The following is a 16,206-nucleotide window of genomic DNA, read 5'->3' on the forward strand; positions in this document are numbered from 1 at the left end:
GGCAATGCAATACAATCTCACCAGGATCGACCCCGATGCTCCTAACGAGCAGTATCCGATTGGCGAACGGGAAACCGTTTCCGATCCGTTAGAAGATCAAGTCCACAAAAACATTTTCATGGGCAAGCTCGAAGACGTGCTTAACGGCACGATCAACTGGGGGCGCAAGAACTCCCTGTGGCCGTACAACTTCGGTCTTTCGTGCTGCTACGTGGAAATGACCACCGCCTTCACGGCGCCCCACGACATCGCGCGCTTTGGCGCCGAGGTTATCCGGGCATCGCCGCGTCAGGCGGATTTCATGGTTATCGCCGGTACCTGCTTCATCAAGATGGCGCCGATCATCCAGCGTCTCTACGAGCAAATGCTCGAACCTAAATGGGTTATCTCCATGGGTTCGTGCGCCAACTCCGGTGGCATGTACGACATCTACTCCGTCGTTCAAGGGGTGGACAAGTTCCTGCCCGTGGACGTCTACGTGCCTGGCTGCCCGCCCCGTCCTGAAGCTTTCCTGCAAGGCTTGATGCTCTTGCAAGAGTCGATTGGACAGGAGCGTCGTCCGCTTTCCTGGGTCGTCGGCGATCAAGGCGTTTATCGCGCCGAGATGCCTTCGCAAAAGGAACAGCGCCGCGAACAGCGAATCGCAGTCACCAACCTGCGCAGCCCCGACGAAGTCTGATCCAGATCTGCTTCTTTTATAGAACGAGAACCTGGCTTCATTCTTTACGTTGACCGAAAGCGATAAATAACCATGACTACAGGCAGTGCTCTGTACATCCCGCCTTATAAGGCAGACGACCAGGATGTGGTCGTCGAACTGAATAACCGTTTTGGCCCCGAGGCGTTCAGCGCCCAGCCTACCCGTACCGGCATGCCGGTGCTTTGGGTTGCCCGTGCCAAACTCGTCGAAGTCCTGACCTTCCTGCGCAACCTGCCCAAGCCGTACGTCATGCTCTATGACCTGCACGGCGTGGACGAGCGTCTGCGCACCAAGCGTCAAGGGCTGCCAAGCGGCGCCGACTTCACTGTGTTCTATCACTTGATGTCGATCGAACGTAATAGTGACGTAATGATCAAGGTCGCCTTGTCCGAGAGCGACCTCAGCGTGCCGACCGTCACCGGCATCTGGCCGAACGCCAACTGGTACGAGCGTGAAGTGTGGGACATGTACGGCATCAACTTTGCCGGCCATCCGCACCTGACCCGCATCATGATGCCGCCGACCTGGGAAGGTCACCCGCTGCGCAAGGACTTCCCGGCCCGTGCCACCGAGTTCGACCCGTTCACCCTGACCCAGGCCAAGCAACAGCTCGAGGAAGAAGCCGCGCGCTTCAAGCCTGAAGACTGGGGCATGAAGCGTTCCGGTGCGAACGAGGACTACATGTTCCTCAACCTCGGTCCCAACCACCCTTCCGCGCACGGTGCGTTCCGCATCATCCTGCAGCTGGACGGTGAAGAGATCGTCGATTGCGTGCCGGACGTCGGTTACCACCACCGTGGTGCCGAGAAAATGGCCGAGCGTCAGTCCTGGCACAGTTTCATCCCGTACACCGACCGTATCGACTACCTCGGCGGCGTGATGAACAACCTGCCGTACGTGCTCTCGGTCGAGAAGCTGGCCGGCATCAAGGTGCCCGAGAAGGTCGACGTCATCCGCATCATGATGGCCGAGTTCTTCCGGATCACCAGCCACCTGCTGTTCCTGGGCACCTACATCCAGGACGTCGGCGCCATGACCCCGGTGTTCTTCACCTTCACCGACCGCCAGAAGGCGTACACGGTGATCGAAGCCATTACCGGTTTCCGTCTGCACCCGGCCTGGTATCGCATTGGCGGCGTCGCTCACGACCTGCCGCGCGGCTGGGAAAAACTGGTCAAGGATTTCGTCGAGTGGATGCCAAAGCGTCTGGACGAATACCAGAAAGCCGCGCTGGACAACAGCATCCTGCGTGGCCGGACCATCGGCGTCGCGGCCTATAACACCAAAGAGGCCCTCGAATGGGGCGTCACCGGTTCCGGCCTGCGTTCGACCGGTTGCGACTTCGACCTGCGTAAAGCGCGCCCGTACTCCGGTTACGAGAACTTCGAGTTCGAAGTGCCGCTGGCCGCCAATGGCGATGCCTACGACCGTTGCATCGTGCGTGTCGAAGAAATGCGCCAGAGCCTGAAAATCATCGAACAGTGCATGCGCAATATGCCGGAAGGCCCGTACAAGGCGGATCACCCGCTGACTACACCGCCGCCCAAAGAGCGCACCTTGCAGCACATCGAAACCTTGATCACGCACTTCCTGCAAGTTTCGTGGGGCCCGGTCATGCCGGCCAACGAATCCTTCCAGATGATCGAAGCGACCAAGGGCATCAACAGCTATTACCTGACGAGCGATGGCGGCACCATGAGCTACCGCACCCGGATTCGCACCCCAAGCTTCCCGCACCTGCAGCAGATCCCTTCGGTGATCAAAGGCAGCATGGTCGCGGACTTGATCGCGTACCTGGGTAGTATCGATTTCGTTATGGCCGACGTGGACCGCTAAGCATGAACAGCACGCTTATCCAGACAGACCGTTTCGCCCTGAGCGAAACCGAGCGCTCGGCCATCGAGCACGAGCTGCATCACTACGAAGACCCGCGCGCGGCGTCGATCGAAGCCCTGAAGATCGTCCAGAAGGAACGTGGCTGGGTGCCTGATGGCGCGCTGTACGCCATCGGCGAGATCCTCGGCATTCCGGCCAGCGACGTTGAAGGGGTGGCGACGTTCTACAGCCAGATCTTCCGTCAACCGGTCGGCCGTCACATCATTCGCGTCTGCGACAGCATGGTCTGCTTTATCGGCGGCCATGAGTCCGTGGTCAGCGAAATCCAGAGCAATCTGGGGATCGGCCTGGGCCAGACCACCGCCGACGGTCGTTTCACCCTGCTGCCGGTCTGCTGCCTCGGCAACTGTGACAAGGCGCCGGCGTTGATGATCGACGACGACACTTTCGGTGATGTGCAGCCTGCCGGCGTTGCCAAATTGCTCGAGGGCTACGTATGACCCTGACTTCCTTCGGTCCTGCCAACCGCATCAAGCGGTCGGCCGAGACTCACCCGCTGACCTGGCGTCTGCGTGACGACGGCGAAGCCGTGTGGCTCGACGAGTACCAGGCCAAGAACGGTTACGCCGCTGCGCGCAAGGCCTTCGCCGACATGGCCCAGGACGATATCGTCCAGACCGTGAAAGACGCCGGCCTAAAAGGCCGCGGCGGTGCAGGCTTCCCCACGGGTGTTAAGTGGGGCCTGATGCCCAAAGACGAATCCATCAACATCCGCTACCTGCTGTGCAACGCGGATGAGATGGAGCCGAACACCTGGAAAGACCGCATGCTGATGGAGCAACTGCCCCATCTGCTGATCGAAGGCATGCTGATCAGTGCCCGCGCGCTGAAAACCTACCGTGGCTACATCTTCCTGCGTGGCGAATACACCACCGCCGCCAAGCACCTGAACCGTGCCGTGGAAGAAGCCAAGGCAGCGGGCCTTTTGGGTAAAAACATCCTGGGTAGCGGCTTCGATTTCGAGCTGTTCGTCCACACCGGCGCCGGGCGTTACATCTGCGGTGAAGAAACCGCACTGATCAACTCCCTCGAAGGTCGCCGCGCCAACCCGCGCTCCAAGCCGCCCTTCCCTGCCGCCGTTGGCGTGTGGGGCAAGCCGACCTGCGTGAACAACGTTGAAACCCTGTGCAACGTGCCGGCGATCATTGCCGACGGCGTGGACTGGTACAAATCGTTGGCCCGGGTCGGCAGCGAGGATATGGGCACCAAGCTCATGGGTTTCTCCGGCAAGGTCAAGAACCCGGGCCTGTGGGAATTGCCATTCGGCGTCACCGGCCGCGAGTTGTTCGAAGACTACGCCGGCGGCATGCGCGACGGTTACACGCTCAAGTGCTGGCAGCCAGGCGGCGCCGGTACCGGTTTCCTGTTGCCGGAACACCTGGACGCACAAATGTACGCCGGCGGCATCGCCAAGGTGGGCACCCGGATGGGTACCGGCCTGGCCATGGCGGTGGACGACAGCGTCAACATGGTGTCCCTGCTGCGCAACATGGAAGAGTTCTTCTCCCGTGAGTCGTGCGGTTTCTGCACCCCGTGCCGTGACGGTCTGCCATGGAGCGTCAAGCTCCTGCGCGCGATCGAGAACGGTGAAGGGCAAGCCGGCGATATCGAGACCCTGCTGGGTCTGGTCGGCTTCCTCGGCCCGGGCAAGACCTTCTGTGCTCACGCACCGGGCGCCGTGGAGCCGTTGGGCAGCGCAATCAAATACTTCCGCCATGAGTTCGAAGCCGGCATTGCGCCTGTCAGCGCCGTCGTCCCGCCTCTGGCAAGGCCGATCGTAGTCGGCGCTTAACGCTTTAAAAAAGGCGAAGGGTCCGTGCCCTTCGCTTTTCGTGCGATGACGCCGTAAGCGGCTGTTTTGATTCGTGCGGATAACAAGACTCCATTAGCCACGCCCGCTGACACCGGGCCAACGAAGAACTTTGAACCATGGCCACTATCCACGTAGACGGCAAAGAGCTCGAAGTCGATGGGGCAGACAACCTGTTACAGGCGTGTCTGTCGCTAGGCCTCGATATCCCTTATTTCTGCTGGCACCCCGCCCTTGGCAGCATTGGCGCTTGCCGCCAGTGCGCGGTCAAGCAGTACACCGACGAGAACGACAAGCGTGGTCGGATCGTCATGTCCTGCATGACCCCCGCTACCGACGGCAGCTGGATCTCCATCGACGACGAAGAAGCGAAAGTGTTTCGCGCCAGCGTCGTTGAATGGCTGATGACCAACCACCCTCACGACTGCCCGGTCTGTGAGGAAGGCGGTCACTGCCACCTGCAAGACATGACGGTGATGACCGGCCACAACGAGCGCCGTTATCGCTTCACCAAGCGTACTCACCAGAACCAGGATCTCGGCCCGTTCATCGGTCACGAAATGAACCGCTGCATCGCCTGCTATCGCTGCGTGCGCTTCTATAAGGACTATGCCGGCGGCACCGACCTCGGTGTTTTCGGCGCCCACGACAACGTGTACTTCGGTCGCGTTGAAGACGGCACCCTGGAAAGCGAGTTCTCCGGCAACCTCACCGAGGTCTGCCCGACCGGTGTGTTCACCGACAAGACTCACTCCGAGCGCTACAACCGCAAGTGGGACATGCAGTTCTCGCCGAGCATCTGCCATGGCTGCTCCAGCGGTTGCAACATCTCCCCGGGCGAGCGTTACGGTGAACTGCGTCGCATCGAAAACCGTTTCAACGGTTCGGTGAACCAGTACTTCCTGTGCGACCGTGGCCGTTTCGGCTATGGCTACGTCAACCGCAAGGATCGCCCGCGTCAGGCATTGCTGGCCAACGGCGCCAAGCTGACCCTCGACGAAGCACTGGATAAAGCCGCCGACCTGCTGCGCGGTCGCAACATCGTCGGTATCGGTTCGCCCCGCGCCAGCCTCGAAAGCAACTACGCGTTGCGCGAACTGGTGGGTGCCGAGCACTTCTACTCCGGTATCGAAGCCTCCGAGCTGGAACGCATTCGTCTGGTGATGCAGGTGTTGAAAGACAGCCCGCTGCCAATCCCGAACATGCGTGACATCGAAGACCACGACGCCATTTTCGTTCTTGGCGAAGACCTGACCCAGACTGCTGCGCGCATGGCCCTGTCCCTGCGTCAATCGGTCAAGGGCAAGGCCGAAGACATGGCCGACGCCATGCGCGTTCAGCCCTGGCTCGACGCCGCCGTGAAGAACATCGGTCAGAACGCTCTGAACCCGCTGTTCATCGCCAGCCTGGCTGAGACCAAGCTCGACGACATCGCTGAAGAATGCGTTCACGCCGCGCCAGACGACCTGGCCCGCATCGGTTTCGCCGTGGCTCACGCCCTCGACGCCAGCGCGCCTGCCGTTGAAGGCCTGGACGCTGAAGCTCTGGAGCTGGCCAAGCGCATTGCCGACGCCCTGCTCGCGGCCAAGCGTCCGCTGATCATTGCCGGTACCTCGCTGGGGTCCAAGGCGCTGATCGAAGCCGCGGCGAACATCGCCAAAGCCCTGAAGCTGCGCGAGAAGAACGGTTCCATCAGCCTGATCGTGCCGGAGGCCAACAGCCTCGGCCTGGCCATGCTCGGTGGCGAATCGGTCGACGCAGCACTGCAAGCGGTGATCTCTGGCCGTGCCGACGCCATCGTCGTGCTGGAAAACGATCTGTACACCCGTACCGACAAAGCCCGTGTCGATGCTGCCCTGAACGCCGCGAAAGTGGTGATCGTGGCGGACCATCAGAAGACCGCCACCAGCGATCGCGCGCACCTGGTTCTGCCAGCCGCCAGCTTCGCTGAAGGCGACGGTACGCTGGTCAGCCAGGAAGGCCGCGCCCAGCGCTTCTTCCAGGTCTTCGACCCGACTTACCTGGATGCGAGCATCATGGTTCACGAAGGCTGGCGCTGGCTGCATGCCCTGCGCGCCACCCTGTTGAACCAGCCGATCGACTGGACCCAACTGGACCACGTCACCGCTGCCTGTGCCGCAAGCACTCCGCAACTGGCCGGCATCGTCAGCGCCGCACCGTCCGCCGCGTTCCGCATCAAAGGCCTGAAACTGGCGCGCGAACCGCTGCGCTACAGCGGCCGGACCGCCATGCGCGCCGACATCAGCGTGCACGAACCGCGTACCTCCCAGGACAAAGACACCGCGTTTTCGTTCTCGATGGAAGGTTACTCGGGCTCGGTCGAACCGCGTCAGCAAGTGCCATTCGCCTGGTCTCCGGGCTGGAACTCGCCGCAAGCCTGGAACAAGTTCCAGGACGAAGTCGGTGGTCACATCCGCGCTGGCGACCCGGGCACCCGCCTGATCGAAAGCACCGGTGATTCGCTGAACTGGTTCGCCAGTGTTCCGCGCGCGTTCAACCCGGCTCCGGGCACCTGGCAGGTCGTGCCGTTCTTCCACCTGTTCGGCAGCGAAGAGAACTCTTCCAAAGCCGCACCGGTTCAGGAACGCATTCCGGCGGCTTACGTCGCTTTGGCCAAATCCGAAGCCGACCGTCTGGGGGTCAATGACGGCGCCCTGCTGAGCTTGACCGTAGATGGCCAGACCCTGCGTCTGCCGCTGCGCATCAACGAAGAGCTGGGTGCCGGTCTGGTCGCGTTGCCGGCCGGTATCGCCGGCATTCCGCCAGCGATCTTTGGCAAATCCGTTGACGGTCTGCAGGAGGCAGCTCAATGACCTGGTTCACTCCTGAAGTGATCGACGTGATCATCGCGGTCCTCAAGGCCGTGGTGATTCTGCTCGCCGTTGTGGTCTGCGGCGCCCTGCTGAGCTGGGTCGAGCGTCGTTTGCTCGCCCTCTGGCAGGACCGTTACGGTCCGAACCGCGTCGGCCCGTTCGGCGCGTTCCAGATCGCCGCCGACATGATCAAGATGTTCTTCAAGGAAGACTGGACGCCACCGTTCGCCGACAAAGTGATCTTCACGTTGGCACCGGTCGTGGCCATGAGCGCCTTGCTGATTGCCTTCGCGATCATCCCGATCACCCCGACCTGGGGCGTGGCGGACATCAACATCGGCATTCTGTTCTTCTTCGCCATGGCCGGTCTGTCGGTCTACGCGGTGCTGTTCGCCGGCTGGTCGAGCAACAACAAGTTCGCCCTGCTGGGCAGCTTGCGGGCCTCGGCACAAACCGTGTCGTACGAAGTGTTCATGGGCCTGTCGCTGATGGGCATCGTGATCCAGGTCGGCTCGTTCAACATGCGCGACATCGTTGAATACCAGGCGCAGAACCTGTGGTTCGTCATTCCGCAGATCTTCGGTTTCCTGACCTTCTTCATCGCTGGCGTCGCCGTGACTCACCGTCACCCGTTCGACCAGCCGGAAGCGGAACAGGAACTGGCCGACGGTTACCACATTGAATACGCCGGCATGAAATGGGGCATGTTCTTCGTCGGTGAGTACATCGGCATCGTGTTGATTTCGGCGCTGCTGGTGACGTTGTTCTTCGGTGGCTGGCACGGTCCGTTCGGCATTCTGCCGCAGATCCCGTTCATCTGGTTCGCACTGAAAACCGCGTTCTTCATCATGTTCTTCATCCTGCTGCGCGCCTCGATTCCGCGCCCACGGTATGACCAAGTGATGGACTTCAGCTGGAAGTTCTGCCTGCCGCTGACCCTCGTCAACATGCTGGTGACCGCTGCGATCGTGTTGCTCAACACGCCCGCCGTCGCGGCTCAGTGAGGATAGAGAATCATGAAGTACATTTTTGACATCGTGCATGGCTTCTTCACCCAGCTTCGCAGCCTGGTGATGATCTTCGGCCATGCCTTCCGCAAGCGCGACACGCTGCAGTACCCGGAAGAAGCCGTGTACCTGCCGCCGCGCTTCCGTGGCCGTATCGTCCTGACCCGCGACCCCGACGGCGAAGAGCGTTGTGTAGCCTGCAACCTGTGCGCCGTGGCATGCCCGGTCGGTTGCATCTCGCTGCAGAAAGCTGAAACCGATGACGGTCGCTGGTACCCGGAGTTTTTCCGTATCAACTTCTCGCGCTGCATTTTCTGCGGCCTCTGCGAGGAAGCCTGCCCGACCACCGCGATCCAGCTGACACCGGATTTCGAGATGGCCGAGTTCAAACGTCAGGACCTGGTGTACGAGAAAGAAGATCTGCTGATCTCCGGCCCCGGCAAAAACCCTGATTACAACTTCTATCGTGTTGCAGGTATGGCGATTGCCGGTAAGCCCAAAGGCGCCGCGCAGAATGAAGCCGAACCGATCAACGTGAAGAGCTTGCTGCCTTAAGGAAGAAAGATGGAATTCGCTTTCTATTTCGCATCGGGTATCGCTGTGGTGTCCACGCTTCGCGTGATCACCAACACCAACCCTGTGCACGCCCTGCTCTACCTGATCATTTCGCTGATCGCCGTGGCGATGACGTTCTTCGCCCTCGGCGCACCGTTCGCCGGTGTACTGGAAGTGATCGCCTATGCTGGCGCCATCATGGTGCTGTTCGTGTTCGTGGTGATGATGCTGAACCTGGGGCCCGCCTCGGTTCAGCAAGAGCGCGTCTGGCTCAAGCCCGGTATCTGGCTTGGCCCGGTCGCCCTCGGCACCCTGCTGCTGATTGAACTGCTGTACGTGCTGTTCAGCGACGCCAGCGGCCAGGCCATCGGCCACACCACCGTAGACGCCAAGGCCGTGGGCATCAGCCTGTTCGGTCCGTACCTGCTGGTGGTCGAACTCGCCTCGATGCTGCTGCTTGCCGCAGCCGTCACGGCGTTCCACCTGGGCCGCAACGAAGCCAAGGAGCAATGACGATGCCTGCTATCCCTCTGGAGCATGGTCTGGCGGTCGCCGGCATCCTGTTCTGCCTCGGTCTGGTCGGCCTGATGGTCCGGCGCAACATTCTCTTCGTGCTGATGAGCCTGGAGGTCATGATGAATGCCTCCGCCCTGGCGTTCATCGTTGCCGGTAGCCGCTGGGGACAGCCGGATGGACAGATCATGTTCATCCTGGTGATCAGCCTGGCAGCCGCCGAGGCCAGTATTGGCCTGGCGATTCTGTTGCAGCTGTATCGCCGCTTCCACACTCTCGATATCGACGCTGCCAGCGAGATGCGCGGATGAATCTTCTCTATCTGACTTTCGTATTCCCTCTCATAGGTTTCCTGCTGCTGTCGTTCTCACGCGGCCGCATTTCGGAAAACCTTGCCGCGCTGATCGGCGTCGGTTCCATTGGCCTGTCTGCCATTGTCACTGCTTATGTGATCTGGCAGTTCAACGTCGCCCCGCCTGAAGGCGGTCACTACACCCAGGTGTTGTGGCAGTGGATGGCGGTGGAAGGCTTTACACCGAACTTCGCGCTGTACCTGGATGGCCTGTCCCTGACCATGCTCGGTGTGGTGGTCGGTGTCGGCTTCCTGATCCACCTGTTCGCGTCCTGGTACATGCGCGGTGAAGCCGGTTACTCGCGCTTCTTCGCCTACACCAACCTGTTTATCGCCAGCATGCTGTTCCTGGTGCTGGGCGATAACCTGTTGTTCCTGTACTTCGGTTGGGAAGGCGTGGGCCTGTGCTCGTACCTGTTGATCGGTTTCTACTACAGCAACCGCAACAACGGTAACGCGGCACTCAAAGCCTTCATCGTGACCCGTATCGGCGACGTGTTCATGGCCATCGGCCTGTTCATCCTGTTCGCGCAACTGGGCACGCTGAACATCCAGGAGCTGCTGGTGCTGGCACCGCAGAAATTCCAGGCCGGCGACTTCTGGATGGTCATGGCCACCCTGATGTTGCTGGGCGGTGCTGTCGGTAAATCCGCGCAACTGCCGCTGCAAACCTGGCTGGCGGATGCGATGGCCGGTCCTACCCCGGTTTCGGCATTGATCCACGCCGCAACCATGGTGACCGCCGGTGTCTACCTGATCGCCCGTACTCACGGTCTGTTCGCCCTGGCGCCGGATATCCTGCAACTGGTGGGCATCGTCGGCGGAGTGACCCTGGTACTGGCCGGTTTTGCCGCCCTGGTGCAGACCGATATCAAACGTATTCTCGCCTACTCGACCATGAGCCAGATCGGCTACATGTTCCTGGCCCTGGGCGTCGGTGCCTGGGATGGCGCGATCTTCCACCTGATGACCCACGCCTTCTTCAAGGCGCTGCTGTTCCTTGCGTCCGGTGCGGTGATCGTGGCCTGCCACCACGAGCAGAACATCTTCAAGATGGGCGGCCTGTGGAAGAAACTGCCTCTGGCCTACGCCAGCTTCATCGTCGGCGGTGCGGCCCTGGCGGCCCTGCCACTGGTGACCGCGGGCTTCTACTCCAAGGACGAAATCCTTTGGGAAGCGTTTGCCAGCGGTAACGACGGTCTGCTGTACGCCGGTCTGGTCGGTGCCTTCATGACCTCGCTGTACACCTTCCGCCTGATCTTCATCGCGTTCCACGGTGAAGCGAAGACCGAAGCGCACGCCGGTCACGGCATCGCTCACTGGCTGCCACTGTCGGTGCTGATCGTATTGTCCACCGCCATCGGCGCGATGATCGTTCCGCCCCTGCACGGTGTGCTGCCGCAAAGCGTCGGCCATGCCGGCGGCGAAGCCAAGCACAGTCTGGAAATCGCTTCGGGCGCCATCGCCCTGGCCGGTATCCTGCTGGCCGCGATGCTGTTCCTCGGCAAGCGTCGTTTCGTCACTGCAATCGCCAACAGCGGCATCGGCCGCTTCCTTTCGGCCTGGTGGTTCGCTGCCTGGGGCTTCGACTGGATCTACGACAAACTGTTCGTCAAGCCCTACCTGGCGATCGTCCACGGACTGCGCAAAGACCCGCTAGACCAGACCATCGGTCTGATCCCGCGCATGGCCAAAGGCGGCCACACCGCCCTGAGCCGTACCGAAACCGGTCAACTGCGTTGGTACGCGGCTTCCATGGCTGCCGGCTCCGTGCTGGTCATCGGCGCCATCGTGCTGGTAGCGGTCTGATATGAACCTTGCGAACTTGCGAAAGGAATTGAGCCCGTCATGATTCTGCCTTGGCTAATCCTGATCCCCTTCATCGGCGGCCTGCTGTGCTGGATGGGTGAGCGCTTCGGCGCTACCCTCCCCCGCTGGATTGCGCTGATCACCATGTCCCTGTTGCTCGCTCTCGGCCTCTGGCTGTGGGCCAACGGTGATTATTCATTTGCTCCGGCACCTGGCGCCGATCCGACCTGGGTGATTGAGTTCAAACACGTCTGGATCGAGCGCTTCGGCATCAACGTGCACCTGGCCCTCGATGGCCTGTCGCTGTTGATGATCATGTTGACCGGTCTGCTGGGCGTGCTCTCGGTTCTCTGCTCGTGGAAAGAGATTCAACGTCACGTTGGCTTCTTCCACCTGAACCTGATGTGGATCCTGGGCGGTGTCGTCGGCGTGTTCCTCGCCCTCGACCTGTTCATGTTCTTCTTCTTCTGGGAAATGATGCTGGTGCCGATGTACTTCCTCATCGCGCTCTGGGGTCACAGTTCTTCGGACGGCAAGAAAACCCGGATCTACGCGGCGACCAAGTTCTTCATCTTCACTCAGGCTTCCGGCCTGATCATGTTGGTGGCGATCCTGGGCCTGGTACTGGTCAACTTCAACGACACCGGCGTGATTACCTTCAACTACGCCGACCTGTTGAAAACCAAGATGTCGCTGACCACCGAGTACATCCTGATGCTCGGTTTCTTCATCGCTTTCGCGGTCAAGCTGCCGGTCGTACCGTTCCACTCCTGGTTACCTGACGCTCACGCCCAGGCACCGACCGCGGGTTCGGTCGACCTGGCTGGTATCTTGCTGAAAACCGCTGCCTACGGTCTGCTGCGTTTCGCCCTGCCGCTGTTCCCGAATGCTTCGGCCGAGTTTGCGCCGATCGCCATGACCCTCGGTCTGATCGGGATCTTCTACGGTGCGTTCCTGGCCTTCGCGCAAACCGACATCAAGCGTCTGATTGCCTTCTCGTCCGTTTCCCACATGGGCTTCGTACTGATCGGCATCTACTCCGGCAGCCAACTGGCGCTGCAGGGCGCAGTGATGCAGATGCTGGCGCACGGTCTGTCGGCCGCGGCACTCTTTATCCTCTCCGGTCAGCTGTACGAGCGTACCCACACCCGCGACATGCGTGAGATGGGTGGCCTGTGGTCGAAGATTGCCTACCTGCCGGCCCTCAGCCTGTTCTTCGCCGCCGCGTCCCTGGGCTTGCCGGGCACCGGTAACTTCGTCGGTGAGTTCCTGATCCTGATCGGCACCTTCCCCGCTGCGCCATGGGTCACCATCATCGCCACGTCCGGCCTGGTGTTCGGTTCGGTCTACTCGCTGATCATGATCCACCGTGCCTACTTCGGTCCGGCCAAATCGGACGCGGTACTGCATGGCATGGACGGTCGCGAACTGATCATGGTGGTCGGGCTGGCGGCGCTGCTGATTTACATCGGCGTGTACCCGCAACCGTTCCTCGATACCTCTGCTGCGACGATGCATGGCGTGCAGCAATGGCTCGGTACCGCCTTCACTCAACTCGCTTCGGCCCGGTAAGAGCGCTATGGAATTCACGACTCAACACTTTATCGCGCTTGCGCCGTTGTTGATCACCAGCGCCACGATCATCGTGGTGATGCTGGCGATTGCCTGGCGCCGCAACCACTCGCAGACCTTCCTGATTTCCGTGGCGGGTCTGAACCTGGCGCTGCTGTCGATCCTGCCAGCCCTGAAAGTCGCGCCCCTGGCTGTGACTCCGTTGCTGCAAATCGATAGCTTCGCCTGCTTGTACATGGCGCTGATCCTGGTCGCCACCCTCGCTTGTGTGACCCTCGCCCACGCCTACCTTGGCGATGGCGGTTCGGGTTACCCGGGCAATCGTGAAGAACTGTACCTGCTGATCCTGATGGCCGCCGCCGGTGGCCTGGTTCTGGTCAGCGCGCAGCACCTTGCCGGGTTGTTCATCGGTCTGGAACTGTTGTCGGTGCCGGTCTACGGTCTGGTGGCTTATGCCTTCTTCAACAAACGTTCGCTGGAAGCCGGTATCAAGTACATGGTGCTGTCGGCCGCCGGTTCCGCGTTCCTGTTGTTCGGTATGGCCCTGCTGTATGCCGACTCCGGCAGCCTGAGCTTCAACGGCATCGGCCAAGCCCTCGCGGCCACCGGCCTGCCAAGCTCGCTGGCGCAACTGGGCCTGGGCATGATGCTCATCGGTCTGGCGTTCAAGCTGTCGCTGGTGCCGTTCCACCTCTGGACCCCGGACGTTTACGAAGGGGCTCCGGCACCGGTGGCGGCGTTCCTGGCCACTGCGTCGAAAGTCGCCGTGTTCGCGGTGATGGTGCGCCTGTTCCAGATCTCGCCAGCGGCAAGCAGCGGCGTGCTGAGCGACGTGCTGACCATCATCGCCATCGCGTCGATCCTGTTCGGTAACCTGCTGGCGCTGACCCAGAGCAACCTCAAGCGTCTGCTGGGTTACTCGTCCATCGCCCACTTCGGTTACCTGCTGATCGCCCTGGTGGCGAGCAAGGGCTTGGCCGTGGAAGCCATCGGCGTGTACCTGGTCACCTACGTCATCACCAGCCTCGGCGCCTTCGGCGTGATCACCCTGATGTCCTCGCCGTACAACGGCCGTGACGCGGATGCCCTGTACGAGTATCGCGGCCTGTTCTGGCGCCGTCCGTACCTGACCGCCGTACTGACCGTGATGATGCTGTCCCTGGCCGGCATCCCGCTGACCGCGGGCTTCATCGGCAAGTTCTACATCATCGCCACCGGTGTCGAGTCGCACCAATGGTGGCTGGTCGGTTCCCTGGTACTGGGCAGCGCCATCGGCGTCTTCTACTACCTGCGTGTGATGGTCACCCTGTACCTGATCGAACCGAACCTGCGTCGCCACGATGCGCAACTGCACTGGGAACAACGTGCGGGCGGCGTGATGCTGCTGGCCATCGCCGCACTGGCGTTCTTCCTTGGGCTGTATCCGCAGCCGTTGCTGAACCTGGTTCAGCAGGCGGGGTTGGCGGGTTGATCGCGTAGCGGTACTTGGTAGAAAACAGGAACGGCACCTTCGGGTGCCGTTTTTGCGACCGGCTGATTATTGCAACCGCCATGACGGAACCAATGAAGCTACTCACCGCCGACGGCTCTTACTTGAGTCGCCGCGCGCTGTCCCCACGCACATGACGAAATTGTAATAACCCCATCACCTTGGCGTTATCCGCAGATTGCAACGATGTCACCCGGCGACCACGCGGGCGGGCCCTGCTCTCCCGTCGAACAGTAAAACCCACGCCGAAGAACGTTCCAGTTCTGCCGATCTCGAGGAGTGCTTGATGGTTAACAATACAAAAATGTCGATGGCCGCTTTAGCCGTGGTTGTCAGTTCGGGGGCGTCTATCGCGCAGGCGGAAGATAAAGCCGAGGGGTTTATCGAGGGCAGTAGCCTGACCGTGCTCAACCGTAACTACTACTTCAATCGCGATCACCGTAACGGCCAGTCCAGTCCGACCGGCAATGGTTATTCCGAGGCCTGGGCGCACGCGATCATCAGCAAGTTTGAATCCGGGTTTACCCCGGGTACCTTCGGGGTGGGTGTCGATGGGTTTGCGATGATCGGGTTGAAACTCGATACCGGTGACGGCCGCAACGGAGGCCGCAGTTCGTTCGACGTACTGCCGGTCAACAGTGAAGGCCAGGCGCGGGACGAATACACCAAGGTCGGTGGCGCCGCGAAAGTGCGGGCCTTTGATACGGTGGTTAAAGTTGGCGATGTATTTCCCTCCAACCCGGTCGTCGCGGCGGGCGACTCCAGGCTGCTGCCGGAAAGCTTCCGGGGTGTCACGGCCACCAATACCAGTATCGAACGCCTGTCAGTCCAGGGCGGTCGCCTGCATGCGATGAGCCAACCGGTTTCCAGCGACATGCGCGAAAACTTCGCGACGTTCTACGCGGGCCCGGTCAATTCGCCATGGATTGGCTACTTCGGTGGCGACTACGCACTCAACAACAACCTCAGTTTCAGCCTGTACTCCAGCCGTCTCAAGGATGCCTGGAATCAATATTACGCAGGCAGCGCGTGGACTTACCCGCTGTCGGATGACCTGTCGCTGTTTGGTGGCCTGAATTATTACAAGGCGGTCGACGAAGGCAAACAGCTGCTCGGCGAGTTCGACAACAATATATGGAGCGGTCGGGTCGGGGTGAAACTTGGGGCCCACTCCGTAGCCCTGTCCCATCAGCGCAACAACGGCAATGACGACTTCGATTATCTGCGCCAATCCAATTCGATCTTCCTCGACAACTCCATCCAGTACAGCGACTTCAACTCGCCCAAGGAACGTTCCTGGATGGTGCGGTATGACCTCGACATGAGCAGCTACGGCGTGCCGGGGTTGTCCTTCATGACCCGTTACGCCCGTGGCACCGATGCCGACTATTCCAACGCCAATGCCGTTTACATGCGCCGCGATGCCGAGGGCAACCCGTTAACCGACCAGAAACGCTGGGAGCGCGACGTCGAAGTCAAATACGTGGTCCAGACCGGCTCACTGAAAGATCTGTCATTGCGCCTGCGTCAGGCCAATATCCGCGCCACAGCGTTCGAGTCGGACCTGGATGAAGTGCGAGTGATTGTCGAATACCCGTTCGCCATTCTCTAACTGCGGTGTTGATGCAAATTCACCTTTAGAAGCTCCTTGCTCCTTTGGTAAGAGGTG

Annotated in this window: 13 protein-coding genes; all 13 read left to right on the forward strand. The window is 60.8% G+C overall.

Going from position 1 to position 16,206, the window contains the following annotated elements:
• Positions 1–4 precede the first annotated feature (4 nt).
• The 13 genes from ACA067_RS22275 (at position 5) to ACA067_RS22335 (ending at position 16,149) form a co-directional block, all read left to right on the forward strand.
• Entirely contained in the window at positions 5–679 is a 675-nt protein-coding gene (locus ACA067_RS22275) for a NuoB/complex I 20 kDa subunit family protein (protein WP_008146035.1), read from the forward strand.
• A gap of 72 nt (positions 680–751) precedes the next feature.
• Positions 752–2,536, forward strand: coding sequence for an NADH-quinone oxidoreductase subunit C/D (gene nuoC / locus ACA067_RS22280; RefSeq protein ID WP_497458519.1), 1,785 nt, complete (start codon positions 752–754; stop codon positions 2,534–2,536).
• A 2-nt stretch (positions 2,537–2,538) separates the two neighbouring features.
• Complete coding sequence (gene nuoE / locus ACA067_RS22285) at positions 2,539–3,036, forward strand: NADH-quinone oxidoreductase subunit NuoE (protein WP_497458520.1); 498 nt, start codon at positions 2,539–2,541, stop codon at positions 3,034–3,036.
• Complete coding sequence (gene nuoF, locus ACA067_RS22290; RefSeq protein WP_497458521.1) at positions 3,033–4,388, forward strand: NADH-quinone oxidoreductase subunit NuoF; 1,356 nt, start codon at positions 3,033–3,035, stop codon at positions 4,386–4,388. Before nuoE ends, nuoF begins: the two co-directional genes overlap by 4 nt.
• Positions 4,389–4,525: 137 nt before the next feature.
• Positions 4,526–7,240 carry an NADH-quinone oxidoreductase subunit NuoG gene (gene nuoG / locus ACA067_RS22295; RefSeq protein WP_497458522.1) on the forward strand — a complete coding sequence of 905 codons (2,715 nt, stop codon included), beginning with the start codon at positions 4,526–4,528 and terminating at the stop codon, positions 7,238–7,240.
• Positions 7,237–8,244 (forward strand): NADH-quinone oxidoreductase subunit NuoH, encoded by a 1,008-nt coding sequence (nuoH, locus tag ACA067_RS22300; protein WP_497437232.1) that lies wholly within the window; start codon positions 7,237–7,239, stop codon positions 8,242–8,244. Before nuoG ends, nuoH begins: the two co-directional genes overlap by 4 nt.
• 12 nt (positions 8,245–8,256) lie before the next feature.
• Positions 8,257–8,802 (forward strand): NADH-quinone oxidoreductase subunit NuoI, encoded by a 546-nt coding sequence (gene nuoI, locus ACA067_RS22305; RefSeq protein WP_019648466.1) that lies wholly within the window; start codon positions 8,257–8,259, stop codon positions 8,800–8,802.
• A 9-nt stretch (positions 8,803–8,811) separates the two neighbouring features.
• A complete protein-coding gene (gene nuoJ / locus ACA067_RS22310; RefSeq protein WP_497458523.1) occupies positions 8,812–9,315 on the forward strand; it encodes an NADH-quinone oxidoreductase subunit J in 504 nt (167 codons plus the stop codon).
• A 2-nt stretch (positions 9,316–9,317) separates the two neighbouring features.
• Positions 9,318–9,626: an NADH-quinone oxidoreductase subunit NuoK gene (nuoK, locus tag ACA067_RS22315; protein WP_007905077.1), complete on the forward strand. Its 309-nt coding sequence runs from the start codon at positions 9,318–9,320 to the stop codon at positions 9,624–9,626.
• On the forward strand, positions 9,623–11,476 hold the full coding sequence (gene nuoL, locus ACA067_RS22320; RefSeq protein ID WP_497458524.1) for an NADH-quinone oxidoreductase subunit L: 1,854 nt from the start codon (positions 9,623–9,625) through the stop codon (positions 11,474–11,476). The genes nuoK and nuoL overlap by 4 nt, the downstream gene beginning before the upstream one ends.
• A 39-nt stretch (positions 11,477–11,515) precedes the next feature.
• Entirely contained in the window at positions 11,516–13,048 is a 1,533-nt protein-coding gene (gene nuoM, locus ACA067_RS22325) for an NADH-quinone oxidoreductase subunit M (protein ID WP_497458525.1), read from the forward strand.
• Between the two features lie 7 nt (positions 13,049–13,055).
• On the forward strand, positions 13,056–14,519 hold the full coding sequence (nuoN, locus tag ACA067_RS22330; RefSeq protein ID WP_128871316.1) for an NADH-quinone oxidoreductase subunit NuoN: 1,464 nt from the start codon (positions 13,056–13,058) through the stop codon (positions 14,517–14,519).
• A 304-nt stretch (positions 14,520–14,823) separates the two neighbouring features.
• A complete protein-coding gene (locus ACA067_RS22335; RefSeq protein ID WP_497458526.1) occupies positions 14,824–16,149 on the forward strand; it encodes an OprD family porin in 1,326 nt (441 codons plus the stop codon).
• The last annotated feature ends 57 nt before the right edge of the window (positions 16,150–16,206 follow it).

This window comes from Pseudomonas sp. LBUM1674, from assembly GCF_059695635.1.